At 73.4% G+C, this 24661-nt stretch carries 21 protein-coding genes; 8 read left to right on the top strand and 13 right to left on the bottom strand.

Annotated elements, in window-relative coordinates:
* Positions 1–15: 15 nt before the first annotated feature.
* From mhpA to GA0070562_RS05950, 3 genes are all read right to left on the bottom strand, one after another.
* Positions 16–1719, bottom strand: a complete 1704-nt coding sequence (gene mhpA, locus GA0070562_RS05960) for a bifunctional 3-(3-hydroxy-phenyl)propionate/3-hydroxycinnamic acid hydroxylase MhpA (protein WP_091416532.1) — start codon at positions 1717–1719, stop codon at positions 16–18.
* 115 nt (positions 1720–1834) lie between these two features.
* Entirely contained in the window at positions 1835–4939 is a 3105-nt protein-coding gene (locus GA0070562_RS05955; protein WP_254663742.1) for an ATP-binding protein, read from the bottom strand.
* A gap of 34 nt (positions 4940–4973) precedes the next feature.
* Positions 4974–5516 carry a DUF1697 domain-containing protein gene (locus tag GA0070562_RS05950; protein ID WP_091416528.1) on the bottom strand — a complete coding sequence of 181 codons (543 nt, stop codon included), beginning with the start codon at positions 5514–5516 and terminating at the stop codon, positions 4974–4976.
* 177 nt (positions 5517–5693) lie between these two features.
* Between GA0070562_RS05950 and GA0070562_RS05945 the strand changes: the two genes are divergently transcribed.
* The gene (locus GA0070562_RS05945; protein WP_091416525.1) at positions 5694–6107 is read left to right on the top strand and encodes a DUF4260 domain-containing protein; all 414 of its coding nucleotides are present in this window, start codon (positions 5694–5696) and stop codon (positions 6105–6107) included.
* A gap of 8 nt (positions 6108–6115) precedes the next feature.
* Here the strand turns inward: GA0070562_RS05945 and GA0070562_RS05940 are convergent, their stop codons facing one another.
* The 4 genes from GA0070562_RS05940 to GA0070562_RS05925 all read right to left on the bottom strand — a co-directional run bounded on the left by GA0070562_RS05940 (position 6116) and on the right by GA0070562_RS05925 (position 9217).
* Positions 6116–6757, bottom strand: coding sequence for a M23 family metallopeptidase (locus tag GA0070562_RS05940; protein WP_091418387.1), 642 nt, complete (start codon positions 6755–6757; stop codon positions 6116–6118).
* Between the two features lie 52 nt (positions 6758–6809).
* Complete coding sequence (locus tag GA0070562_RS05935) at positions 6810–7259, bottom strand: HAD domain-containing protein (RefSeq protein WP_393352785.1); 450 nt, start codon at positions 7257–7259, stop codon at positions 6810–6812.
* A 61-nt stretch (positions 7260–7320) separates the two neighbouring features.
* Positions 7321–8268 (bottom strand): hypothetical protein, encoded by a 948-nt coding sequence (locus GA0070562_RS05930; RefSeq protein ID WP_091416519.1) that lies wholly within the window; start codon positions 8266–8268, stop codon positions 7321–7323.
* Between the two features lie 91 nt (positions 8269–8359).
* Positions 8360–9217: an SDR family NAD(P)-dependent oxidoreductase gene (locus GA0070562_RS05925; protein ID WP_091416516.1), complete on the bottom strand. Its 858-nt coding sequence runs from the start codon at positions 9215–9217 to the stop codon at positions 8360–8362.
* 165 nt (positions 9218–9382) lie between these two features.
* Here GA0070562_RS05925 and GA0070562_RS05920 point away from each other — a divergent pair, with 165 nt between their 5' ends.
* The 4 genes from GA0070562_RS05920 (at position 9383) to GA0070562_RS05905 (ending at position 12903) form a co-directional block, all read left to right on the top strand.
* Entirely contained in the window at positions 9383–10309 is a 927-nt protein-coding gene (locus GA0070562_RS05920; protein ID WP_091416513.1) for a helix-turn-helix transcriptional regulator, read from the top strand.
* A 66-nt stretch (positions 10310–10375) separates the two neighbouring features.
* Positions 10376–11065: a 4'-phosphopantetheinyl transferase family protein gene (locus GA0070562_RS05915; protein WP_091416510.1), complete on the top strand. Its 690-nt coding sequence runs from the start codon at positions 10376–10378 to the stop codon at positions 11063–11065.
* A 108-nt stretch (positions 11066–11173) separates the two neighbouring features.
* Positions 11174–11359, top strand: a complete 186-nt coding sequence (locus GA0070562_RS05910) for a Trm112 family protein (RefSeq protein ID WP_091416507.1) — start codon at positions 11174–11176, stop codon at positions 11357–11359.
* A gap of 245 nt (positions 11360–11604) precedes the next feature.
* On the top strand, positions 11605–12903 hold the full coding sequence (locus GA0070562_RS05905; RefSeq protein WP_139135436.1) for a zinc metalloprotease: 1299 nt from the start codon (positions 11605–11607) through the stop codon (positions 12901–12903).
* 70 nt (positions 12904–12973) lie between these two features.
* On the opposite strand, the gene GA0070562_RS05900 is transcribed toward GA0070562_RS05905, so the two are convergent.
* Positions 12974–13390: a nuclear transport factor 2 family protein gene (locus GA0070562_RS05900; RefSeq protein ID WP_175438659.1), complete on the bottom strand. Its 417-nt coding sequence runs from the start codon at positions 13388–13390 to the stop codon at positions 12974–12976.
* A 180-nt stretch (positions 13391–13570) separates the two neighbouring features.
* On the opposite strand from GA0070562_RS05900, the gene GA0070562_RS05895 reads away from it, so the two are divergent.
* Positions 13571–15139 (top strand): class I adenylate-forming enzyme family protein, encoded by a 1569-nt coding sequence (locus tag GA0070562_RS05895; protein ID WP_175438658.1) that lies wholly within the window; start codon positions 13571–13573, stop codon positions 15137–15139.
* Positions 15140–15180: 41 nt separating this feature from the next.
* Here GA0070562_RS05895 and GA0070562_RS05890 read toward each other — a convergent pair whose 3' ends face one another.
* Complete coding sequence (locus GA0070562_RS05890) at positions 15181–16590, bottom strand: cation:proton antiporter (protein ID WP_091416494.1); 1410 nt, start codon at positions 16588–16590, stop codon at positions 15181–15183.
* A 100-nt stretch (positions 16591–16690) separates the two neighbouring features.
* On the opposite strand from GA0070562_RS05890, the gene GA0070562_RS05885 reads away from it, so the two are divergent.
* Together GA0070562_RS05885 and GA0070562_RS05880 are read left to right on the top strand one after the other, a co-directional pair.
* Positions 16691–17407: a PIG-L deacetylase family protein gene (locus GA0070562_RS05885; RefSeq protein ID WP_091416491.1), complete on the top strand. Its 717-nt coding sequence runs from the start codon at positions 16691–16693 to the stop codon at positions 17405–17407.
* A gap of 36 nt (positions 17408–17443) precedes the next feature.
* Positions 17444–18217, top strand: a complete 774-nt coding sequence (locus GA0070562_RS05880) for a class I SAM-dependent methyltransferase (RefSeq protein WP_175438657.1) — start codon at positions 17444–17446, stop codon at positions 18215–18217.
* Between the two features lie 66 nt (positions 18218–18283).
* Here GA0070562_RS05880 and GA0070562_RS05875 read toward each other — a convergent pair whose 3' ends face one another.
* The 4 genes from GA0070562_RS05875 to GA0070562_RS05860 form a co-directional block, all read right to left on the bottom strand.
* Positions 18284–19486 carry a cytochrome P450 gene (locus GA0070562_RS05875; protein ID WP_175438656.1) on the bottom strand — a complete coding sequence of 401 codons (1203 nt, stop codon included), beginning with the start codon at positions 19484–19486 and terminating at the stop codon, positions 18284–18286.
* 106 nt (positions 19487–19592) lie between these two features.
* Positions 19593–22004 carry an ABC transporter ATP-binding protein/permease gene (locus tag GA0070562_RS05870; RefSeq protein ID WP_091416480.1) on the bottom strand — a complete coding sequence of 804 codons (2412 nt, stop codon included), beginning with the start codon at positions 22002–22004 and terminating at the stop codon, positions 19593–19595.
* On the bottom strand, positions 22001–22939 hold the full coding sequence (locus GA0070562_RS05865) for an ABC transporter permease (protein WP_091418385.1): 939 nt from the start codon (positions 22937–22939) through the stop codon (positions 22001–22003). Before GA0070562_RS05865 ends, GA0070562_RS05870 begins: the two co-directional genes overlap by 4 nt.
* 53 nt (positions 22940–22992) lie before the next feature.
* The gene (locus GA0070562_RS05860) at positions 22993–24576 is read right to left on the bottom strand and encodes an ABC transporter substrate-binding protein (protein ID WP_091416476.1); all 1584 of its coding nucleotides are present in this window, start codon (positions 24574–24576) and stop codon (positions 22993–22995) included.
* Between the last annotated feature and the right edge of the window lie 85 nt (positions 24577–24661).

Genomic DNA, 24661 nt, shown 5'->3' with positions numbered 1-24661 from the left:
CGGACGGCGAGCCGGTCACCGGGCCGGCGCCGCCGCCTCCGAGCCGTTCGGAAGCGGCTCGCCCGGACCGTCGGGCGGTACGCCGAGGGCGGCCGACAGGTCCCGGGCGGCCTGCTCGACGCCGCCGGGCCGCACCAGCGCGAACACGAACCGGTCCGGCCGCAGCACCACCAGGTCGGCGCCGTGCCGCCGCAGCCACCCACCGAGCACACCGTCGGCGTCCACGACGTCGACCCGGTCCGGCCGGCCGTCCCCCGGCTGGCCGGCGAGCGGGTCCGGCAGGCCGGCGAGCGGCGTGCCGGGCGGATGGACCGCGACGAACCGCACCGGCAGCCCCTGCCACAGCGGTCCGGGCGGGCTGTCCACGCCGGCGCGACCCAGCACGACGAAGCCGCCGCCGAGCGCCTCGTCGAGCAGCCGCTCGCCGGGCGCACCCGGGACGAGGACCCGCGGCTGGGGGAACATCGTCCCGACCACGCCGTCGCGCCGCCCGCCGGCCATCAGGCCCCGCCGGTACGCCGGGACCGGCTTGAACTCGAAGCGCTCCACGAACCGCCGTACCCGGGGAACGGTCTGGACCGCCCGGAGCGCGGTGTCGCGCAGCCCGGCGGTGATCCGGTTGCGGGCGAGGAAGACGTGTCCCAGCCGGACGCTCGTCCGCGCCATCTCCACCGTGTGCGGGCGCCGCTCGGTCTCGTACGTGTCCAGCACGGTGTCGTCGGCGGCGCCGGACAGCACCAGCGCCAGCTTCCACGACAGGTTCGCCGCGTCGCGCAGCCCGCTGCACAGGCCCTGGCCCATGAACGGGGGCATCTGGTGGGCCGCGTCACCGAGCAGGAACACCCGTCCCTCCCGCCACCGCTGCGCGACGAGGTGGTGGAAGGTGTAGACCACCGCCCGGGTGACGGCGAACCGGTCCGGGTCGACGTACGGCGAGACGAGTGCGGCGATGGTCTCCGGCCGCTGCACCTCGTCCTCGGTCTCACCCGGGCGCAGCATGAACTCCATCCGGTAACTGCCGGCCGCGCCGGGAGAGACGAACGCCGGGCGTCGCCAGTCGCAGACGAACGTGGTGTCGGGCACCCGTACCGCGTCGGGCGGCACGTCGCCGGAGACCGCCAGCCACGGCTCGGCGTAGCTCGCCCCGGACAGCGGGATCCGGACGGCGGCGCGGGTCGCGCTGCGGGCGCCGTCGCAGCCGAGCACGTACCGGGCGCGGACCGCCCGTCGCTGCCCGGTGGCCACGTCGGACAGCAGCACGGTCACGCCGTCCTCGTCCTGGGTGAGGCCGACCAGTTCGGTGCCGAGCGCGAGCTGGACGTGCGGGAACCGGTCCAGCCCGGCGCGCAGCGTGCGTTCCAGTCGCGGCTGGTCGAAGAAGCGCAGCGGCGCGTGCCCGTACCCGAAGTCCGTCTCGGACAGCTTCATCCGGGCGAAGACCCGTCCCGCGCGGTTGACGTACTCGACCAGCGACGGCGCGATCATCTCGTCGCGTACCTCGTCGAGCAGGCCGGCCTGCTGGTAGATGCGCAGCGCCTCGTCGTCGCAGGAGAAGGCCCGCGGCTGACCGTGCGGGGCCGCGCTGCGTTCGACGACGAGCGTGGTGACGCCGCGGGCGCCGAGCAGGTTGGCCGTGAGCGCGCCGACCGGCCCGCAGCCGATGACGGCGACCTCGACCTCCTGGACCTCCTGGTGAGCCGGCGGCTGAACTGATCCCATCGTGGTGCCCCTTCGGAACGTGGTCCCGGACGGCTCCGGCCGTCCGACACCACCAGGGCACCAGCCGGGCGTGGAAGGGGTGTGGAGACGGCGTGGAGGCGGGCCTCCACACCGGTCAGAAGGCGGCGAACCGGGGCAGCAGCAGCCCGGCGCCCTGGTCGGCGGCGATCCGCGCGCCGAGGTCCCACGCCGCGCGGTCGCGCCGGGCCGCGCCGCGGATCCGGTGCAGCTCCGCCACGAAGACGTGCTCGCCCACGCGGTCCGCCAGTGCCAGCGCCTCCTCGGCCAGCGTCGCCGCGGTGTCCGGACGGCCGCCGGTCAGGTACGCCTCGGCCATCGCGCAAAGTGTGATGGTCCGGGTGGACCGCAGCCCGGGCCGGTAGAACTCCTCGGCGGCGGCGCGCATCGCGTCGAGCCGTCCGTGGTCGCCGCCGCGTGCGGCGGCCCACTCCAGGAAGTACGCGCCGGTCGCCGTCATGTGCGGCAGGCCGGTGGCCCGGCCGATGTCGCGGCACCGTCGCCCCGCCGCGTCGGCCGCGGCGACGTCGTGTTCCTGCATCGCCAGCCAGGCGGCGTAGAGCGCCGCGTTGGCCCGGCCGTACGGGTCGTCGAGTTCCTCGGCGAGGGCTTCGGCGGCGGCGATGTCGGCCCACGCGCCGGCCGGGTCGCCGCGCATCGAGCGCACGAGCGCCCGGAAGTTGTGGCAGGCCAGCACCGGACGTCGCCCGACCTCGCGGCGCAGCAGCGCCCGGTCGACGGCACGCAGCCGATCGATCCCCGCGGTGAGCCGCCGCTCGCCCTCGGCCTGACGACCGGTGAAGTAGCCGATCGCGCCGAGCAGGTACTCACCGGCGACGGCGATCAGCCCGCTGCCGTCGTCGGGCGCCCGTACGAGCCGCCCGGCGAGGTCGGCGCAGATCGCGAACTCGGCCCGGTTGGCGGCCAGTTCGCCGAGCACCCAGAGCGCGTGGCGGATGTCGGTCTCCGGCCCCACCAGCGTCAGCAGCTCGCGGGCCCGGGCGCAGACCCGGTCGACCGCGTCGCTGCCGATGCCCACTGTCATCTGGAGCAGCGCCGCGCGGTGCAACTGGACGGTCAGCTCGGTGACCGCCGCGTCGGGCGTGACCCGCGCGGACGGAGCCAGCCGGAGCGCGGCGCGTTCCAGGTGACCGAGGGCGTCCTCGTAGGCGACCCGGCGGGTGGCGTCGTCGGCGGCGCGCAGCGACCACCGCAGGTGATCCTCGCCGTGGCCCAGCCCGACCGCCTCACCGTAGTGGTGGGCCAGCTCCGCGGGCGCGGTGCCGGCCGACTGCTCGTACGCGGCGGCCAGCCGGGCGTGCAGCGCGGCCCGGCGCGGCGGCACCAGCTCGGCGTAGGTGACCTCGGCGATCAGCGGATGGCGGAACGCGAGCGCGCCCGGCCCGGTCTCGACCACCAGAGCGGCCGGGTACGCCGGGGCGAGTTCCTCGGCGACCGCCTCGGCGGTGCTGTCCAGCGCCGCCGCCAGCACCGCCAGGTCCAGGTCGTGTCCGGCCACGCTGAGCAGGTCGAGGCATCGCCGGGTGGGGCCGGGCAGTCCGGCCAGCCGCAGCCGCACGGTGTCCCGGATGTTCGGTGGCAGCTCCGGGTCGGTGCCCGGGTCGGTCCGGGACCGCAGCAGCTCGGTGAGGAAGAACGGGTTCCCGCCGGTCCGGGTGACCAGCCGGGTCACGACCGGCTCCGGTGGCGCCTCGCCGGTGCGGTCCCGGACCAGGTCGGCGACCGCTGCGGCGTCCAGACCGGCGAGCCGGACCTGACCGAAGCCGGGCCCGCGCACCAGCTCGGCGACGGTCGCCACCAGGGCCGGATCGTCGTCGTACGGCCGTAGGGTGGCGACCACGAGCGCCCGGGACGCGGGCAGGGCGGCGGCCAGGAACCGCAGCAACAGCAGGGAGTCCGGGTCGGCGGCGTGCAGGTCGTCCAGGACCACGAGCAGCCCGCGTTCCCGGGCCGCCGCGTGCACCAGTTCGGCCACCGCCTCGTACACCTGGAACCGCGCCGTGGGGTCCAGGCCGCGACCGTCCGCCGGTCCGCTCGGCGCGCCCGCGGCGAATCCGTCCAGCCGGCTCGCCGAGCCGGTGGCGTGGGCCTGCGGCATCGCCACCAGCGCGCGTACCACCTGGCTCCACAGCCAGAACGGCGGCGCCTGCCCGACGTCCGGACAGCGACCCCAGACCACCGGGACGCCGGTCGCGGTGGCGCGTGCGCCGAGCGCCGCGGCGAGGCTCGTCTTGCCGATGCCGGCCTCCCCCACCAGGGTCAGCACCCGCCCGCTGTGCCCGGTGGCCGCGTCCAGCGCCTCGCGCAGCCGCTCCAGCTCCGCGTCCCGGCCCACGAGCGGGCCGCCGTCGCGCTCCGGCCAGGCCGCACGGCCGGCCTCCACCGGGTGGCCGGCGTCCGCGGGACTGCTGTGGTCCGGCGGTACGGCCTGCTCCAGGATCAGCCGGTGCACCGTGCGGATCTGCTCACCGGGGTCGAGCCCGTACTCGCCGGCCAGGATCCGGCGGCCCTCGTCGAAGACGGCGAGCGCCTCGGTCTGCCGCCCCGAGCGGTACAGCGCCAGCATCAACTGCGCCCGGGCGCCCTCGCGCAGCGGGTTCGCCGACACGAACCGGCGCAGCTCCGGCAGCAGCGTCGCGTGCCGGCCCGCCGCGACGGCGGCGGTCAACCGTCCCTCCTCGGCGCTCAACCGCAGCTCGGCCAACCGGGCCGCCTCCGGCCGCACCGCGGCCAGGTCGGCCACGCCCGCCAGCGGCTCACCGCGCCACAGTGCCAGCGCCTCGGTGTACGTCCGCTCGGCGGCCGCCGGCTGCCCGGCCGCGAGCGCGTCCGCCGCCCGGTCCACCAGGGCGCCGAACCGGGTCGCGTCCACCGCGTCGGAGTCGACCCGCAGCTCGTACCCTCGGGGGTGGCTGCGCAGGATGCGCGCCGGCTCGCGGTGGGACCGTTCCGGCTCCACGGCCCGCCGTAGCCCGGCGACGTACGTGCGCAGCGTGGTCTGGGCGCTGGCCGGCGGTCGTGCGTCCCAGAGTGCGTCGACCAGCCAGTCGGCGGCGACGAACCGGTTCGGCCGCAGCAGGAACAGGGCGAGAAGTGCCTGCTGCTTCGGCCCGCCGAGGGGCACCACCCGCCCGTTCCGGACGACCTCCGGCGGACCCAGCACCCGGAACTGCACAGTCACAGCGACGACGACCTCATCGTGTCCGGTGCCGGGGTCAGGCCGCCGCCGCCATCTCACGCAGCTTGAGCACCGAACGCCAGTTGCGGGTCGTCCCGACCACACCGGTCTTCTTCTCCACGAAGGCGTTGCCGAGCTTGCTCCGCCCGTATCCGTCCGGTACGTGCACGAACACGTCGCGGCCCAGCAGCGTCAGCGTCCCGGTCTCGCCGGGCGGGGAGGCGAGCGCCGCCTGCTTGTCCGCGCCCGGATCGCTGCTGAGCATGGTGACGAGCAACTTCGTCTGATCGGTCTGCACGGCGAGATAGGGATTGGCGGCGATCATCGCGTCGAGTTCGGGCAGGCTGCGCAACAGCACCGGCACGTCCCGGCCCCACCGCTGCGTGACGGCCCGGCCGATCTCGGCCAGGATCGCGGCCTCGTCGGTCTCCGGGCAGCCGAACACGACGTTGCCGCTCTGGATGTAGGTCGCCACCCGATCGAAGCCGCAGGAGACGAAGACCTCCTTCAGCTCGGCCATCGCCATGGAACTGGCGCCACCGATGTTCACCGCGCGCAGCAGAGCGACGTATCTCGCCATGACCGAGGATGGTAACCGGCCGGGCCGCCGCCGTGGTACGTCCGCGACGTCGACGCACCGGGCGGTCGTCGCCTGCGTACGCTGTCCGGGCAGGCTGACGACGCGCGCCGGCTGCCTCCGTCCACCGCGGCCACCGGGGTGCGCGCCGGTCCCCGGACACAGACATCGAGGTGGGAGATGCCGCAGCTGAACCCGGTCGTGGCGCAGCGCGCCGAGGCCGTCGCCGTCGCGGCCCTCGCCGTCGTCGTGACCGTCGCGGCCGGATACCCGTGGTGGTCGCTGCTCGCCCTCTTCCTCGTCTTCGACCTGTCCATGCTCGGCTATCTGCGCGGGCCGCGCGTCGGCGCCGTCTGCTACAACCTGGCGCACTCGTACACGCTGCCGGCGGCGCTCGGCGTGGTGGCCGTGGCGGCGGCCGCGTCCGGCGACCGGATCGACTGGCTCGGCGTCCTGGCCGTCGCGTGGGCGTTCCACATCGCCGTCGACCGTGCCCTGGGCTACGGCCTCAAGACGGGCGAGGGGTTCGAGCACACCCACCTCGGCCTGATCGGGAAGTCCCGCCGCACCGGATCGGCCACCGACGGACGCTGACGGCCCGGTCACGGGCGCGTCGGTTCGCAGTTCGCGCTGGTCAGCCGGACCGAGTACTCGCGGTCGTCGGACGTGATCCCGGAGGGCACGCCGTCGAAGTGGGTCTCCACCTTCTCCCAGCCCCGGCGCTGCTCGTAGTGCAGGTGCGGCGCGCCGGAGTTCCCGGTGCTGCCGACCCGACCGAGCTGGTCCCCCCGGGCCACCCGTTGACCGGCCCGCACCGACGGCGGTTCGAGCAGGTGCAGATACTGCGTCTCCCACTTGCCGCCGTGGTCGATCTTGACCCAGTAGCCGCCGCCGCGCCCACGCGGCCCGTCGGGATCCTGCGGCGTACGACCGCCGAGCGAGCCGTTGATCCCCGCCACCGTGACGGTGCCGGCGGCGGAGGCGAGCACCGGCCGCCCCCACGCCTCCCCCGAGGTCGGGAAGAGGTCGACGTCGTAGTCGTCGTGCCCCGGATAGGTGGACAGCCGCCACGTCTCGCCGCAGGCCACCGGAAGCTGGAAGTCCGGTCGCGGGCCGGGCGGCCGCAACAGCGGCACCACGACCACCGCGGCGGCGACGAGCACCGCGAGGACGCCGGCGATCAGCAGGACGCGCGGGATGCGGCGGCGCGGGCGGTGGGAACGGTGTGGACGCTCGGTGGTCATCGGTTCGAGCATGACAGGCCGTGCTGTGGACAGCCGCCGCGCTTCCCGAGGTCTACCCGCTCAGCCATCGGGCGACGAGCCGGTGGTCCGCGTCGGTGAGGCCGCGGCGTGCGTCGACGCGGTGCAGGAGCGCTGAACCGCTGTGGTTCCCCGCCACCCACCTCCGGTCGGCGTCGGCGATCTCGTCGTCCAACCAGACGAACCGGCGTCCGGCGGCCCACTCGACCAGCCGGCGCGTCTTCCAGTGCAGCCGGCCACCGTCGTCGTCCTCGTCGTCCGGCCAGTCGACGACCGGCAGCGGGGGCAGGCCGAGCCGCGGGGCGAGCACCTCGTTGGCGTCGTGCATCCAGGTCGTGGCCCACACGAGATCACACGGCAACGCGGCCAGCCGGCGGCCGTGTCCGGCGTCGAGACCGGCCAGCAGCGGGTTGGTGCCGTCCTCCGACGGCCCGGCGGAACCGCCGAAGGGCAGGAGTGTCCCGTCGACGTCCAGGAACAGCAGCGGACGGCCGGTCCCCACCGGCCGTGACGAGGGGTTCGCGGGCCCGGTCGTCATCCGGGCGTCAGGTCAGCTCGATGACGGGCCGGGTCAGGATCTCGTCGGCGTACCCGTCTTCGGAGGCGAGCCACTGGCCGAACTCCTCGTCGCGGTACGCGGTCGCGAGGGTGAGCCAGCCCAGGAAGAAGCCACTGCCGCCACAGGTGGCACCACCGCCGTCGCCACCGCACACGACGGTGCGCTCGGTCGTCGCCTCGTGCCGGTAGGGGTCCTGCCCGATCGCCAGGCCCCACAGGTTCTCCTGCCGGTGCGGGCCGGTCTCGTGGTCGTACGGATAGCCGTCGCCGGGGCAGTCGTCACCCCAGCGGAACAGCGTCGTCGCACCGGCGCCACACGCCCACTCCCACTCGTCCGGGGTGGCCGTGCGCAGGCCGAGGCTCGCGAGCCCGGCCATCGCCTCCTCGTACGAGACGTCGCGGATCGCCCGGGCGCGCACCACCTGCCCGGTCCGGTCGAACTCGACGGTCAGTCCGTCACCGCCCGATCCGACGGTGCGCACCCCGCCGACCCGCCCTCCGGCCGACGCGACCAGTTCCCGCACCTGGGGGTCGTCCGGCGCCAGCGGAATCTCGCACGGGTCGAACGCGTCCACCGCGACCAGCATCGCCGGCATGTCGACGCCGCGGACGGGCGACGTCATCGCGTCGACGTACTCGGTCAGCGACGGAAGCCCGAACTCGGCGGCGCTGTCGGCGTAGTCGGCGGCCTGGCGCGGATCGGGCCGGAACCGGCCCGCGTCGTAGCCGAGCGTCGGCCGGCCGCCGGGTACGAGCGCGAACCGCATCCCGCCGCGGTCGAACAGCGCCGTCCGGTGCGACCGCCCCGCGTACGCCGTGTTCCGCACGGCGAGCGCTGTCAGCTCGTGCCGCTCGGCGATGTCCTCGGCGATCCGGCCGGCAGCGCCGTCGGAGAGATCGTTCCACTGCGCGAAGCTGAGATCGGCGTACGGCACCGCGAAAGGATAGCCACGGGCTCCGACAGTGTCCGGGATGCCCGCCGGCCCGCCTCCACCTTCGAGACGGGCCGACGCGGGCACGGCGCGGTCAGGCTTCGTCGACGTCCGTGGTGAGGGCCAGCTCGCGACCGGCCTCGATGTCGCCGAGCAGCGCCGCCACGCGGGCCTTGGCCAGGTCGTAGGAGTCGGATCCGAGCACCTGGTGCAGCGGGGCATCGCCGCGTACGGCCACCTCGATGACGGCCGCCGCGGCCTTGACCGGGTCGCCGAGCTGGGTGCCGGGCATGGCCAGGTGTGCCTCGGTCATCTCGCGGATCGCCTCGTAGCCGTCGGTGGTGCGCGCCGGGAGGCCGAGCGACGACGGACGCAGGAAGTCGGTACGCGTGTACCCGGGTTCCACCACGTTGACCTTGATGCCGAGGTCTGCGACCTCGGCCGCGAGCGAGTCCGACAGGCCCTCCAGGGCGTACTTCGCCGCGCAGTAGAGGCCCCAGCCGGGGAAGGCGGTCAGGCCCAGGATCGAGGAGACGTTGATGATGTGACCGCTGCGGGCGGCGCGCATGCCGGGCAGGGCCGCGCGAAGCACGTTCCAGACGCCGAAGATCTGCACCTCGAACATCGTCCGGACCTCGGCGTCGCCGGCTTCCTCGACCGCGCCGAGGAAGCCGTAGCCGGCGTTGTTGACCACGACGTCGACCCCGCCGAAGCGGCCGGTGGTGGCGCGGACGGCCGCTGCCACCGCCGCCTCGTCGGTCAGGTCGAGTTCGAGCGGGAGCAGGCGCGCGCGGTCGACCGGTCCGAGGGCCGCGTCGAGGCGCGTGGCCGACCGGGTCGTCGCCGCGACGTTGTCACCCCGCTCCAGCACCTGCCTGACCAGTTCGAGGCCGATGCCGCGGGAGGTGCCGGTGACGAACCAGGTGGCCGGACCGTCGGTCGGGAAGGACATGAGAGCTCCTACGTCTCGGTGTCGTCGCGTCCCCGGCTGGGAACACGTCCCATGCTGCGGACGAGGGAGGGCCGAGAACACGGTGAGGCAGGCCCAGCGCTGCCGGGGAACGACGTACCCACCCAGGCGGTGTCGCGGGCGTCGCCCGCGGCCGATCATTGAGTCATGGCGGGACACTCGGACCTCGGCCGGTTCCTTCGTCGGTGCCGGGCCGACCTGACTCCGGAAGCGGCCGGCATCGCCGCCGCGACGCAGGGACGCCGCGTCCGCGGACTGCGCCGCGAGGAGGTGGCCCTGCTCGCCGGCGTGAGCGTCGACTACTACACCCGGCTCGAACAGGGCAGGCACACCAGCCCCTCGGCGGCGGTCGTCGACGCACTGGCGCGGGTCTTCCGGCTCGACGCCGCCGCCCGCGCCCACCTCGCCGACCTCGCGCGGCCGGCCAGGCGCGGCAGCCAGCAGATGCCGGCCCAACGGGTACGCCCGGCGATGCACCAGCTGATCGCCTCGATGACCGAACACCCCGCGCTCATCCTCGGGCGCCGTACGGACGTGCTCGCCTCCAACGCCCTCGCCCGTGCGCTCCTCACCGACTGGACGCTGCTCCCGCCTCGGCACCGCAACTACATCCGGTGGGTCTTTCTCGACCCGGGCGCCCGCGACGCCTTCCCGGACTGGCCGACGGTGGCCGCCGACGTGGTCGGCACGCTGCGCCTCTACGCCGGCCGTCATCCCGACGATCCGCGGCTCGGCGAACTCGTGGGCGAGTTGAGCATCAAGAGCCCGGAGTTCCGTACCTGGTGGAACGGCCGCCATGTGCACGAACGCACGCACGGCACCAAGCGGATGAACCACCCGGCGGTCGGGCCGATCACGCTTCGCTACGAGGCCCTCGCCCTGCCCGGCGACCCCGACCAGACGCTGTTCGTCTACGCCACCGATCCCGGCAGCCCGTCGCACGACAACCTGCGCCTGCTGGGATCCCTGACCGCCCGGACCAGGACGGCGCCCGGCAGGGCCGCGTCCACGCCGAGCCCGCGGACGCACGAGGCGCCCGGCGCGAGCACGACCGGACCCGCCGACAGCCCGTGAAGCGCGTCGCCATGGCATCTGCCGATAAGCTGCGGCCATGCGATCGGCGCGGCTGGACGGACGCCGATGATCGCCGGTGCGGACGACACGGATGCCTGCACGGTGTGGGTCGCGGACGTCGCCGCCGAACGGCCGTTCCACAGTGACCTGCTCGACCCGGACGAGCGTGGCCGCCGCGCCGCCCTGCGCCGACCCGCCGACCAGGCCCGGTTCACGGTGGCCGCGGCGATGATCCGGCTGGTGGCGGCCGGCCTGACCGGGACGCCGCCCGCCACGATCGCCGTGGACCGCCGCTGTCCCGGCTGCGGGCGGGCGCACGGCAAACCCCGGCTGCCCGGCACCGGTCTCGAAGTCTCGGTGTCGCACTCGGCGGATCGGGTGCTGCTCGCGGTGACCCGTGCCGGCCCGGTCGGCGTGGACGTCGAGCGGATCACCGACGCCGACACCTCCACGCTCGCCGGCCGGGTGCTCGCGCCGGGTGAACCGGTACGCCGGCCCCGGGACTTCTTCGTCTACTGGTGCCGCAAGGAGTCCGCGGTGAAGGCCACCGGCGACGGCCTGCGCGTCCCGCTGTCCGAGGTGGTGGTGCGGCCGGCCGATGCGCCGGCCGGCCTGCTGTCCTACCGGGGGTCGCGGCTCACCGCCGCCATGGCCGACCTCGACGTCGGGCCGGGCTACGCCGCGGCGGTCACCGTGCTGACCGGCCGTCCGGTACGGGTGTGGCTGCGCGACGCGGGCACGACCCTCACCGAATAGGTTCACGGCCGGCGCGAAGTGCGCAATTCTGGGCAGACACGGAGCGAATCGCTGCCCAGCTTGGGTGAACGCGATACCGCACCGACGCCTGATCGAGAGTGAGGCCCCATGTCCCTGGACCCGTTGCTGCTGGACATCATCCGTTGCCCGGACGAACCGGACGCGATGTTGCGGCACGACGCCGACCGACAGCAGCTCACCTGCGTCTCGTGTGGCCGGGTGTTCCCCGTCCGGGGCGGGGTGCCCGTCCTGCTGCCCGCGTCCGCCTCCGGCGGCAGCAAAACCGGAAAATAGACAAGATTGAGCGTTGCTCGCCTCCCGGAGGTGCCAGGGTGACCGCAGCGATCCCCGACGGGAGGTGATTCCCATGAAGAAGCTCGTCGTTCGCAAGCTGGAGACCGTCAAGACCAGCGCTGCCGCCGCCTGCGCCAGCGTGAACTGACACCAGCAGCTCAGGTAACGGCAGGGGTCCGTGCCGGTCGACCGACCGGGGTGGACCCCTGTCGCTGTGTCCCATCCAGAAAGGACGGCTGCACGCGATGACTGCCTACCCCGCTGATTCCCTCGTCACCGTACGACCCTTCGCCCAGCGCCCGGACGGGGACATGGTCGTCATCGGCGACCTCGACCGACAGGTCTTCCTGAGCATTCCGGCCGAGGGCCTGGACATCCTCCAGAACCTTGCCGACGGCGCCACGGTCGGTGAGACGGTCCGGCGCTACCGCGACAAGTACCACGAGACACCCGACATCGACGACTTCCTCGACGTGCTGACGGAGGAGGGATTCGTCGCGCCCGGCTCGGCGACCGCATCCGTCGCGGGCTCGGACGCCGCGCCCGCGTCGAACGTCCGCTGGAGCAGCCACCTGGAGTGGTTGTCGTACGAGACGTGCCGGCGCCTGGTCAGCATGCCGGTGCTCGTCGCCGCCGCCGTCGTGGTTCTCGGCGCGCTGGTGCTCGTGGCCCTCGACCCGGGCGTGCTCCCGTCGGCCACCGTCCTGGTGTTCCGGGACAACTTCGCCGTCTCCATGACGCTCACCGTGATCGTGATGCTCGCGGGCATCATGGTGCACGAGTTCGCGCACGTCATCGCCGCCCGCGCCGCCGGGATCCCGGCGCGCATCGGGATCGGGCACCGGCTCTACATCATGGTCATCGAGACCGACATGAGCGGGATGTGGCTGGCGTCCCGGCGCGAGCGGCACATCGCCTTCCTGTCCGGGCCGATCGTCGACGCCGTCTTCGCCTCCGGCATCATCGCTGTCCTGTACGCGGCCCGGCACGGCGCCCTCGAGCTGTCGCCGTTCGCCGCCCAGCTGACCGCCGCCTTCCTCTGGACCTACCTGAGCCGGCTGCTGTGGCAATGCTTCTTCTTCCTGCGCACCGACTTCTACTACGTCTTCTCGACCGCGACGGGCTGCCGGGACCTGAAGGCGGACACCGAGAACTTCCTGCGTAACCTGCGGGCCCGGGTGCTGCGCATCGGCTCCCGCGTCGACCAGTCGGGCATCCCCCGGCGGGAGATGCGCGCGGTGCGGGCGTACTCCGGTTTCTTCCTGCTGGGCAACGTCATCACCATCGCCGCGCTGCTGTTCGTCACGCTGCCGATCCTGTACGGGTACGGCGTGGAGATCGGCCGGTTCCTCACCGGGCGGCCCAGCGGCTTCTCGTCCATCGACTTCATCGTGCTGTTCGTCCTGGCCGCGATCATCGACGGCGGCGGCCTGTTCCTCTGGCTGCGCAGCCTCTACCGGGGCTTCCGGGCTCGCCGCGCCGCGGCCGCCCAGCCGGCTGCCGCCACCACGGCGGAACCCCCTGTGACGTCCGCGGCCCGCTGACCGGGTGTGGGGTGCGGAAACGGCGGCAGCGCCCGCGAACGGCGGGCGCTGCCGGAGGGGACGTCGGAGGCTACGAGGTGACGGCGTCCGTGTTCTGCGCCTCGGCCGCGGCCTTGCGCCGCTCCGCCTCGGCGAACCAGTCGCGCATCCCGCCCTCGATGCCGGCGGTCTGCCGCCAGATGCGGCCGTCGCGCAGCACGTAGGTGCCGAACCCGACCTCCGCCTCCCCCATGACGGTCATCTCGGATCGCACCATGATGGTGTCCTCCGACTCGGCGTACTCCAGGAGCTTGACGGTGTCGGCGCCGAGCCCCATGTAGCCGCCGAAGGTGGCACGGATCTCGTCGTGCCCACGCAGGACGCCCTGGAACCGGACGACCACGGCCTCCGGGTGGTACGTGTCCATGACACCTTCGACGTCGCCCCGGGCCAGGCAGTCCACCTGGCGGGCGAAGACGGGATGGACGTTGTCGGGTAGCTGCACCACGCCGGATCCTCCTTCTTCCGCTGCGACGGCCCACGGCGGCCGTCGTCGCACGGTATCGACGGGCGCCGGGTGCCCGGCGCTCAAACTTGAGCAGCGCCGGTGCCGACAATGGAGGGACATGGACCACGTCCTCGACCGCGCCACCCCACACCCCGTCTACCCCGCCGGAGGGATCAGCCCATGGACACCGCCGACGACCGAGTCGTGACCTTGCCGGAACTGATGAACCGACAGCTCGACCGGCATCCCGACGCCGTCGCGCTGATCGTCGACGGCGAGCAGTACCTGCGCTACGCGGAGTGGGACCGGCGTGCCGAAGCGGTCGCCCGTACGCTGCTGGACCGGGGCGTGCGCCCCGGCGACCGGGTGGCGTTGCTCGCCGCGGCCCCCGACTGGATCGAGTACGCGGTGGCGTACCTGGCCGCCAAGAAGGTCGCGGCGGCCACCGTGCACCTGTCCGAGGCGCTCACGCCCGCCGAGATCGAACGCCGGCTGGCGCTGTGTGAGGTCAGCGGCGTGCTGTGCACCTCCGGTGTGACAGCGCCCGAGCAGGTACGGCGTCCGGCGGGCGCCTGGGTGGCGACGGTCGGTGCCGACGATCCGGAGCCCGCAGCCGGCGAGCCGGTGCGCGTCACCGGCGACCCGGACGATCTCGCCGAGATCATCTTCACCTCCGGCACCACGGGTGACGCGAAGGCGATCGCCGTGACCACCCGGATGCTGACCTGGGGGCTCGATCTCGAGGAAGACGTCGTGGAGATCGAGGGCGTCGCAGAGACGGCGCTGTACGGCAATCCGATCGGGTCGAGCCCCGGGATGATCGTGGTGATGACCCCGATGGTGGCGCATCCACCCGTCGCCCTGGCGGTGACCCGGCACGATCCCGACTTCCTCGGCGGACTGATCGAGCGGCTGCGCGTGCAGGCCCTGTACGTGCCGCCCGCGATCGCCGGCCGGCTCGCGGACGCGGCGATCGACAAACGGCACGACCTGTCGTCGGTCGTCGAGTTCACCACGTCGTCGTCGGCGCTGCCCGTCCCGGTCACCGCGCGCCTGGCCGAGATGTTCCCGAACGCGACGATGAACCGGGCGTACGTGTCGCTGGAGTCGGTGCCGGCCTTCACGCGGATCACCACGCCGCCGTGGGCGACCCATCCGGACCGGGACTACTTCCAGCGACCGGAGGCGGCCTCGGTCGGCACACCGCGCTTCGGCGCCCGGGTGTCCATCCGGGACGCCGAGGGCAAGGAGCTGCCGCCGGGGCAGGTGGGCGAGATCTGGCTGCACACGCCGGCGCCACAGCGGCGGTACTACCGCAGCCCGGAGGCGAACGCCCGGACGTACGTCGACGGCTGGGTCCGGATGGGCGATCTCGGGCACGTCGGTGAGGACGGGCTGCTGTACGTCTTCGACCGGGTGGCCGACGCCATCCCGGCCGCGACCCGGCTGATCTCCACCCTGCCGGGTGAGGCGGCGCTGCTGCGGCACCCCGCGGTGAGCGAGGCGGCGGTGTTCGGCACCACCGACCCGGTCACCGGCCACCAGGTGCCCGCGGCCGCAGTGGTGCTGCGGTCGCCGGCCACCGACGCGGACCTGACCGCGTTCGCGGCCGGCCTGCTGCCGCCGGACGAGGTGCCGGTCGTGTTCCACCGGCTGGAGACGCTGCCGCGCGGCACGCTCGGCAAGGTGCTCAAGCGCGAGCTGCGCCGCCGGTTCCCGACCGCGCCGCTGCCGGTCACCGCCCCCTGACCCGGTACGGCGGCACACGGCCGCCGTACCGGTCCCGCCGGTCAGCCGGAGCCCGCCGCGACGGGCTCCGGCTCCGGCGCCTCCTGTCCGGGCCGGCGCAGCAACGCCAGCAGCGGCGCCGCCATCGCCGTCGACACCAGCGCCATCAGCACCAGCATGGTGAACAGCTCCGGGGTCAGCACGCCGATGTCGAGCCCGATGTTGAGCACGATGAGCTCGGTCAGGCCCCGGCAGTTCATCAGGGTGCCGATCTGGAGGCCGGTGCGCCAGTCGGTGCCGACGGCCCGCGCCGCCACCGCCGTGCCGACGAACTTTCCGGCCACCGCGACGAGCAGGACCACCCCGGTCCACGCCCAGAGCGACGCGTCCAGCCCGAGCGACCCGATCTCGGTGCGCAGGCCGCTGGAGACGAAGAACAGCGGCAGCAACAGCGACATGGTCAGCCCCACGACGGCCTTGCGCACCCGGTTCGACCACCGGCTCTCGGCCGGGCAGATCAGCCCGAACAGGAACGCGCCGAAGATGGCGTGCACGCCGATCAGCTCGGTGAACCAGGCGGACGCGAACAGCCCCACCAGGGCGACCAGCACGGCCAGGTCCGGGCGCGCGTCCAGCACCGGCCGGGCCCGGTGCAACAGCGGGCGTACCCCGCACAGCAGCACCGCGGTGAAGGCGGCCGTGAGCGCCACGGTCATGGCGACCCCGGCCGTGGTTCCGGCGCTGACCAGCGCCAGCACCATCGCGAGCAGGAACCACGCGGTGACGTCGTCGACGAGGGCGCAGGTGAGGGCGAGGGTGCCGATCCGGGTGCCGTGCAGCCCGGTGTCCTGGAGGATGCGGGCCAGCACCGGCAGCGCGGTGACGCTCATCGCCACCCCGACGAAGATCGCGTACGAGGCGATGCCGACCTGCGCCGGCCGGAACTGGTCCGCGGCCACCAGCGCCAGGCCCACCCCGAGCATGAACGGCAGGGCGATGCCGACGTGACTGACCACCACGGCGAGCGACTCCTGACCGCGCAGCCGGGCGGCGTCGATCTCGAGGCCGGCCAGGAAGACGAAAAGCACCACGCCGAGCTGGCCGAGGATGCCGATCTGCGGCAGCACCGAGGCCGGCAACAACGTCCCGGTGGCGTCCGGCCAGAGCGCGCCGAGCACGGACGGGCCGAGCACGATGCCCGCGGCGATCTCGCCGATCACCGCCGGCTGCCCGATCCGTGTCACCAGCCGCCCGGCGATCTTGGACGCGACGACCACGACCACGATGGCCATGAGGAGCTGAGCGAGCGTGCCGGAGTCGACCTTCGCGTCGGCCGTGCCGGACCCGGCCGGGTTGTCCGCCCGGCGCAGGAAGTAGTAGGCGAGCAGGGCGGGGACGACCACCATACCCAGGTAGATGACCGCGGCCCGGGCCTTGCCCAGGGGACGCATTCTGATAGGCGGCACCGCCATCGGGACCTCCTCTCCCAGGTCCCATCTGCTCACCCCACCGAGGTCCGGATCTGCTCACTATTGAGCGACACCCGCCGGTGCCACGGTGTTAGCTCCAGTCATGCCCGAGGACCTGCTTGCCCTGCCCACCGACTGGTCTCGCGCCCTGGCCGTGGTGGCCCACCCCGACGACCTGGAGTTCGGCGCCGCCGGCGCGGTGGCCGCGTGGACGGCGGCCGGCAAGACGGTGGCCTATCTCCTGGTGACCCGGGGCGAGGCCGGCATCGACGCGATGGCGCCCGCTGAGGCGGCCGCGGTGCGCGAGGCGGAGCAACGCGACAGCGCCGCCGTCGTCGGCGTGACCGATGTCGAGTTCCTCGACCACCCGGACGGCACCGTCGAGTACGGCGTTCCGTTGCGCCGGGACATCACCGCGGCGATCCGCCGCCACCGCCCGGAGCTGATCGTGACGTTCAACCACCACGACCGCTGGGCCAGTGGCAAGCTCAACAGCCCGGACCACCGTCACACCGGGCAGGCCGTCCTCGACGCGGCCGGCGACGCCGGCAACCGGTGGGTCTTCCCGGACCTGGGACCGGAGCCGTGGGGCGGGGTCCGGTACGTGGCCGTCGCAGGCTCCCCGGTGCCGTCGCACGCCGTCGACATCACCGGCACGATGGACCTGGCGGTCGCCTCGTTGCAGGCCCACCGGGCCTATCTGGAGGGTCTGGGGCCGACCATGTCGGACGTACGAGGCCCGCTGACGGCGATGGCCGAGGCGAACGGCGCGCGCTTCGGCGGACGGCTGTCCCTGGCTTTCGAATTGCTGAGTCGTTGAGCTCACGGAGAGGTTGCCCACACTATGCTGGACCGCATGGCTGACACCGCACCACCGGCAGAAGACCAGAAACACGAACCGGTGGTCAGCGAGGCCGCCACGAACTACGACCGGGGCCACGGCGGTGAGGAGCGCGGCCGTGAGGTCGGCGCCGAGCTGGCCCCGCACCTCGTTCCCGGCCCGGTCGCCGAGGTGGGCACCGGCACCGGTCTGATCGCGTTCGGTCTCCGCGAGCTCGGGCACCCGGTCGTCGGGGTGGACATCGACGGCGAGCTGCTGACGGGGGCCTACGCACGGCTGGGCCCCAGCGTGGTGCAGGGTGACGCGCAGGCGCTGCCGTTCGCCACCGGATCCCTGTCCAATCTGGTGTACGTGCACGTCCTGCACCTTCTCGACGACATGCCCGGCGGCCTGGCGGAGGCGGTGCGGGTGCTTCGTCCGGGCGGGCGGCTGGTCGCCGTGCACGGCGTGCCGACCACCGATCTCGGCGACATGGCCGAGCCGTTCGCGCCGCTGGTGCCGCTGACCTACCTCAAGGACGAGCCGCACTGGCTGGACCCGGCCGCCGAGGAGGCGGGGCTGCGCCTGGTGCACCGTGGCCACGCCGGCGGCTACGAGGGCGGGATGAGCCCGGCGCAGTACGCGTACAGCATCGAGAAGAAGTTCTGGTCCTACCTCACCGACATGGACGACGAGACGTGGCGCACCACGGTGGTCCCGGTGATCGACGGCCTGCGTGCCCTGCCCGACCCCGACCGTGAGCGCAACCTCCAGTGGCACGTCCACCTCGGGGTCTACGCCCGCGACTGATCCACCACTGCGACAGACGAGAGCCGGGCCGGTCTTCACCGGCCCGGCTCTCGTCTTGTCACCGCGCTACCAGACGACCTGGAGCGCCTCGATGCCGTGGATGAACCGCTCGTCACCGCGGAAGTGGATCTCGTCCGGGGTCTGCGCCGGACGCAGCCCGGGCAGCCGGCGGAACAGCGTCGCGAACGCCACCTGGAGTTCCACCCGGGAGATGAACTGCCCGACGCACAGATGGATGCCGTGGCCGAAACCGAGCTGCTCGCCGGCGTCGCGGGCGATGTCGAACCGGTCCGGGTCGGGGAACACCCGCGGATCCCGGTTGCCGGAGGCGAACACCACCAGCAACCCGTCCCCCGCGCGGACCATCTGGCCACCGACCTCCACGTCCTCCATCGCCACCCGGCGGCCGCCGAACTCGACGACGGTCTGGTGCCGCATGAGCTCCTCGACGAAGCCGGGGACCAGAGCGGGGTCGTCGAGCAGCGCCTGACGCTGGTCGGGGTGCTGGTCGAGCACCACCAGACCGAGCGGGAGCTGATTGGCCGTCTGCTCGAAGCCGACCAGGATCATGACGGTGACGAACCCGACGACCTCCTCCCGGGTGAGTTCGCCGGAGCGCTCCTGGCCGTGCACGAGCCGGCTCAGGACGTCCTCGCCCGGTGCCGGCAGTTCCGCCTTCTCCTCGGCCAGCCGGTGCACGTACGCGACCAGCTCGTCCCGGGCCGCCTGCCGCGCCGCCCGGCCGATGCTCTGCTGGTCCATGATCCGGGTGCGCTGGAGGATGAACTCCGCGTCGGAGTGCGGCGCGCCCAGCAGGTCGCACAGCACCCGCATGGCCATCGGCCGCGCGAACGCGGCGACGAAGTCGACCGGTTGCCCCTGGGCGATCATCTCGTCGAGCGTCACGTCGACGACCTGCTGCACCGCCGCGCGGCTGCTCTCGGCCCGCCCCGGGGAGAACTCGCCGGCCAGCGCCCGGCGCAGCCGCGTGTGCTCCGGCGGGTCCATGGTGAACGGGACCCCGGCGCCGGGCGGCTTGGTGGTCATCCGGGCCGGGAAACCCTGGCGGGTGAAGTCGGCGCTGAACCGGCTGTCGCGCAGCACCGCGCAGATCTCCTCGTGCCGCGTCACCAGCCAGACCCTGGTGCCGTCCATCCGCAGCTCCACCTGCCTCAGCGGCTGGTCGAGCAGGGCGACCAGGTCGGCGGGCAGATCGAGTGGTTCCTCTCGACGCATCGGGAAGGTGGGCGTGGTGGTCGTCGTCTCCATGTTGGGCTCCCGAGAGTCGGCGCGTCCGTCACAGACCGGATTGCGACACGCTGTCATTTCACCGGTGCCGCCGGCCGCTCAAATGTGAGCACCGGCGGGCCCGTGCTCAGGGCACGGTTCCGACGCTCTCGGCGTCCGCCACGACGCCGTCGGCGACCCGCAGCACGGCGCCACCCATCCGGCGTACCACCAGGTCGTCGTGAGTTACCACGACCACGGCGACGCCGGTGTCCCGCCGGAGGCGGTTGAGCAGGTCGAGTACCGTCGCCGCGACCGTGCGGTCGAGCGCGCTCGTCACCTCGTCGCAGAGCAGCACGTCCGGCCGGGCCGCCAGCGCGCGGGCCAGCGCGACGCGTTGACGTTCGCCGCCGGACAGCTCGGCGGGCCGCCGGCCGGCGTGTTCGGCCGAGAGCCCGACCTGTTCGAGCAGGTCCACGGCGCGCGCCGCGGCCTCGTGCGGGGCGGCGAGACGGAACTGACGGATCGGACGCGCCACGATCTGCCCGACCGTGTGCCGCGGGTTCAGCGAGTCGTACGGATTCTGCGGCACGAGCTGAAGCCGGCGGCGTTGTTCGGCGCTGCGCCGGGCCACGGACGGCGCGACGTCGTCCCCGGCGAGCTCGATGCTCCCGGTGCGTGCGGGCACCAGCCCGGCCACCGCCCGCAGAAGCGTGGTCTTGCCGCTGCCGGAGGCGCCGACGACACAGACGCAGCCGCCGGGCGCCACCTCCAGGCCGGCGCCGGTGAGCACCGGACCCGTTCCCGGCAGGTCGACCGACAATCCGCGCACCCGCAGGATCGGCTCGGCGTCGCGGGGATCGTGGTCCGACGGTCCGGGCGCGGCGGCGGCGACGAGCGCCCGGGTGTGCGGGTGGACCGGCGCGGTCAGGATGCGCGCGGCCGGCCCGGACTCGACCATCGCGCCGCCGTACATCACCACGACGGTGTCCGCGACCGCGGCCACCGCGGCGATGTCGTGGGAGACGATCACGGCCGCGGTGCCGGACGCCCGGCAGATGCCGGTGAACTCGGCCAGCAGCCGCGCGGTGTTGGCCGGGTCGAGGGCGCTGGTCGGCTCGTCCAGCACCACCAGCGCGGGTTCGTGCGCCAGCGCGATGGCCAGCGACAGCCGCTGCAACTGACCGCCGGACAACTGGTGCGGCCAACGGCTCCGGAAGGCCGGGTCGTCCGGCAGGTTGGCCCGGCGCAGCGCGGCGGCGGCCCGCTCGGCGCGCTGCGCGCGTGGCACGCCGCGTGCCCGCAGCACCTCGTCGATCTGGTCGCGCACCCGCAGGTGGGCGGGCATGGCGGTACGGGGGTCCTGCGCCACGTACGCGGTGTGGTCGGCCCGGAACCGGCGCAGGGACCGCTCCCGGAGGCCGGTCAGCTCGGTGCCGAGCACGTTCACCGCGCCGCGGGAGCGGACCAGGCCGGGACGGGCGTGACCCAGCAGGGCGAGGGCGGTCGTGGTCTTGCCGCTACCCGACTGCCCCACCAGAGCCAGCACCTGTCCCCGCCCGACGGCCAGGGTGACGCCGTCGACGACGGCCCGGCCGTCCGCGACCGTCTCGACGGTCAGGCCGCTGACCGACACGACCGCGTCCGGCACCGTGTCGGCGCCCTCGTCGGCCGCCGGGGCGCCGGCCGACATGGCCGGCCGGCGACGGAACCGTGGCACCCGGACGCCCTGCGACGACCCGACCAGCCGGTCGGCCAACACGTTCGCGCTCAGCAGCAGGGTCAGCAGGATCACGGCCGGCGCCAGCACCGCGAGCGGTTGCAGGCCCAGCCCGCCCCGGTTCTCGAAGATCATCAGCCCCCAGTCGGGGGACGGCGGCTGCACGCCCAGGCCGAGGAAGCTGGCCGTCGCCACCGCGTACACGGCCGAGACGAACCGGACTCCGGCGTCGGCCGCCAGCACCGGCGTGAGGTTGGGCAGCACCTCGCGCCCGAGGATCGACATGGTCGACTCGCCGCGGGCGACGGCGACCTCCACGTAGTCGTGGGCGAGCGCCTGCCCGGTGGCCGTCCGGGTCAGCCGGACGACGTCCGGCAGCAGCACGATGACGATGGCGACCGCGGCGCCGAACACGCCGCGGCCCAGGCCCGTCACGACGACGGCCAGCAGCACCAGCGCCGGCAGGCCCATCAGGACGTCGGCCAGGCGCATCACGACGGTGCCGGTCCAGCCGCCCCGGAATCCGGCGAGCATCCCGGCGGTGGCGCCGGCCAGGTACGTGAGCACCAGGACCGCCACCGCCACCAGGGCGAGCGTCTGGCCGCCGGCGAGCACCCGGCTCAGCACGTCGGCGCCCAGATAGTCGGTGCCCAGCGGCGCCTTCGCGCTGGCCGGCGCGAACGGCATGTCGACGCTCTCGGTCGGGTCGTGCGGCGCCAGCAGCGGACCGAACAGGGTCAGCGCGGCCACCAGCACGAATGTCACCGCGGCGGCGACCGGACGGCGGCGCCGGGTGACCGGCCCGAGACCGGTGGCGGGACGAATGGCGACGTCGGTCATCGGGGTACCCTCCGCAGCGGATCGAGCAGCGTGCCGACGACGTCCCCGGCGAGGTTCACCAGCACCGTGACGGCGGCCGCCAGCAGGCCGACCGCCTGCACCACCGGCACGTCCCGGGACGCCGACGCCACCACCAGGGCCGAGGCGAGGCCCGGATAGCCGAAGAGAGTCTCGGCGATCAACGCGCCGCCGAGCAGGAACGTGACGTACCGCGCGAACAGCGGCACCACCGGCGGCAGCGCGGCCGGCAGGATGTAGCGCCACACCACGCGCCGCTCGACCACGCCGTTGAGCCGCGCCGACTCGGCCGCCTCCCCCACCGCGCTCTGCGCGACGCCGGCCCGCACCACCCGGGTGTTGTGGGCCAGGCACACCGTCAGCAGGGTGATCACGGGCAGCACGAGGATCTCCGGCCGGTCCAGCGGGCTCTGCCCCGGCGGCAGGAAGGACACCGCGGGCAGCCAGCCCAGCTGGACGGCGAACACCACGGCGAGCAGCGTGCCGGTGACGAACTCCGGTACCGACATCAGCGTGAGGGTGCTCTTGGACACCGCCCGGTCCGCCAGCCGGCCGGCGCGCAGCCCCGCCCAGGCACCCAGGACGACGGCGAGCGGCAGCAGCAGCACCGCCGCGAGCCCGCCGAGCAGAAGCGAGTTGCCGGCCCGCGCCGCGACGATGTCCGCCACCGGGACGCCGCTGGCGTACGACACGCCGAGATCGCCGCGGAACAGGCCGCCGAGCCACTCGACGTAGCGCAGCGGTGCCGGGCGGTCGAGTCCCAGTTCCGCGCGGCGTGCCTCGATCGCGGCCGGGCCGGCGTCCGGGCCGAGACTGGCGCTGGCCGCGTCACCGGGCGCGATCTCGGTGGCGACGAAGACCACCACCGAGACCGCGAACAGGACGAGCAACCCGGCCACCAGGCGACGTGCCGTCATGACCGCGACGACACGCCACAGCGGGCCGGACGTGGCCCTCCCGGTCACCAGGGTCATGCCAGGAAGGCGTCGCGGAAGCTGGGGAAGCTCGGGTAGCCCAGCGACTGCACGTTGTGCACCTTCGGCGTACCGGCCGACACGATCGGCGCCCGGGCCCAGACCAGGTCACCGCCCTCCTCGTACAGGTAGCGGTGCAGGTCGCCGACCGCGGCGCGGCGCTGCTCGTCGTTGACGGCGGTGCGCAGCCGGGCGGTGAGGCCGTCGACCTGCGGGTTGGCCACCCCGGTGAAGGGCAGCAGCGCGTCGCTGCCGTAGAAGAACATCACGTCCAGCGGCAGCGGGCGCGGCTTGCGGTTGGCGGACTGGAACGGCGCGCCCACGAACACCTTGGGGTCGGCGAAGAAGTCCGCCGCCGGCACCTTGTCGAGGTTGATCGTGATGCCCGCCTTTCGGGCGTGCTCGGCGAACGCGGCCGCCCCCTCCAGCAGGCCGTACTCGTAGTCGCTGGTCCGCAGGGTCAGCTTCAGGTCGCTCATGCCGGCCTCGGCCAGCAGCGACTTGGCGCGCTCCGGGTCGTACTGCCGCTGCGGCAGGTCGTCGAGGTAGTAGGGCAGGTGCTTGCCGAGCAGGTCGTTGCCGACCTCGCCGAACCCGAGCGTGACGTTGCGGACCATCACCTCCCGGTCGACCGCGAGACGCAGGGCCTGCGCCACCCGCGGATCCTTGAACGGCGCCTTGTTGCGCTTCATCGCCGCACCGAAGTTCGCCCACTCCCACTTCGGCGGGATGATCAGCTGAAGGGCCTGGTTGTCGCGCTCGGCGCGGGCCGCGGTCAGACTGATGCTGCCGGCGTAGTCGATCTGCCCCGCCTTGAGGGCGTTCATCCGCGCGTCGGCGTCGGTGATGGTGAGCAGCTCCAGCTCGTCCAGGTAGGGGCCGCCGACGTCCGAGCGCCAGTAGTCGGGGTTGCGCTTGAGCAGCGCGCCCTGACCGGCCTTGTACTGCGCCAGCGTGAACGGCCCGGACCCGATCGCCTTGTTGAGGTCGGTCGTGTCCTTGGAGAAGATGAAGATGCCCTGCGACAGCATCAGGTCGAGGAAGCCGTGCGGCCGCCGGGTGGGCAGGATGACCGTGCGGTCGTCCTGCTTCTTGGCGTTCGCCAGGTCGATGTCCATCAGCAGCGGCGCGACGCTCGACTTGTTGCTGACGTGGGTCCGCAGCGTGTGCAGGACGTCGTCCGCGGTCACCGGCTTGCCGTTGGTGAACCGCGGGCCGTTGCGCAACCGGACCGTCCACTGCGTACCGTCGGCGTTCGGCTCGATCGACTCCGCCAGCACGTAGCTCGGCTTGCCCGCGGTGTCGATCTCGACGAGCGAGTCGAACAGCACCCGCGTGCGCACGTAGTCGATGGCGGTGTTGGTGTTCTGAAGGATGTTGCCCGACTCGTTGCTGCCGCCGATGAAGGCGGCACGCATGCGCCCGCCCTTCTTCGGCGCCGCACTCGCCGACGGTGCGGCGGCCGGGGTGGAGCCGCCGCTGTTGCACGCCGCCAACCCGGGCAGGGCGGCGGCAGCGGCGACGCCCGCCACGCCGCGAAGAATGGAACGCCGGGACAACCCGGATTGGCCCTCAGTCATCGTGGTTCCTCCCGTACAAACCGCTGACTGTCCTGTGTCAGCGGAACCTACGGTCGCGGCGTCGCCCGGAACTGCTCAAGGTTGA

The sequence above is a fragment of the Micromonospora tulbaghiae genome (genome assembly GCF_900091605.1).
In the GTDB taxonomy this organism is placed as follows: Bacteria; Actinomycetota; Actinomycetes; order Mycobacteriales; family Micromonosporaceae; genus Micromonospora; species Micromonospora tulbaghiae.
The sequence above is the reverse complement of the archived record's forward strand: the minus strand, read 5'-3'. Positions and strand labels throughout refer to the sequence as shown.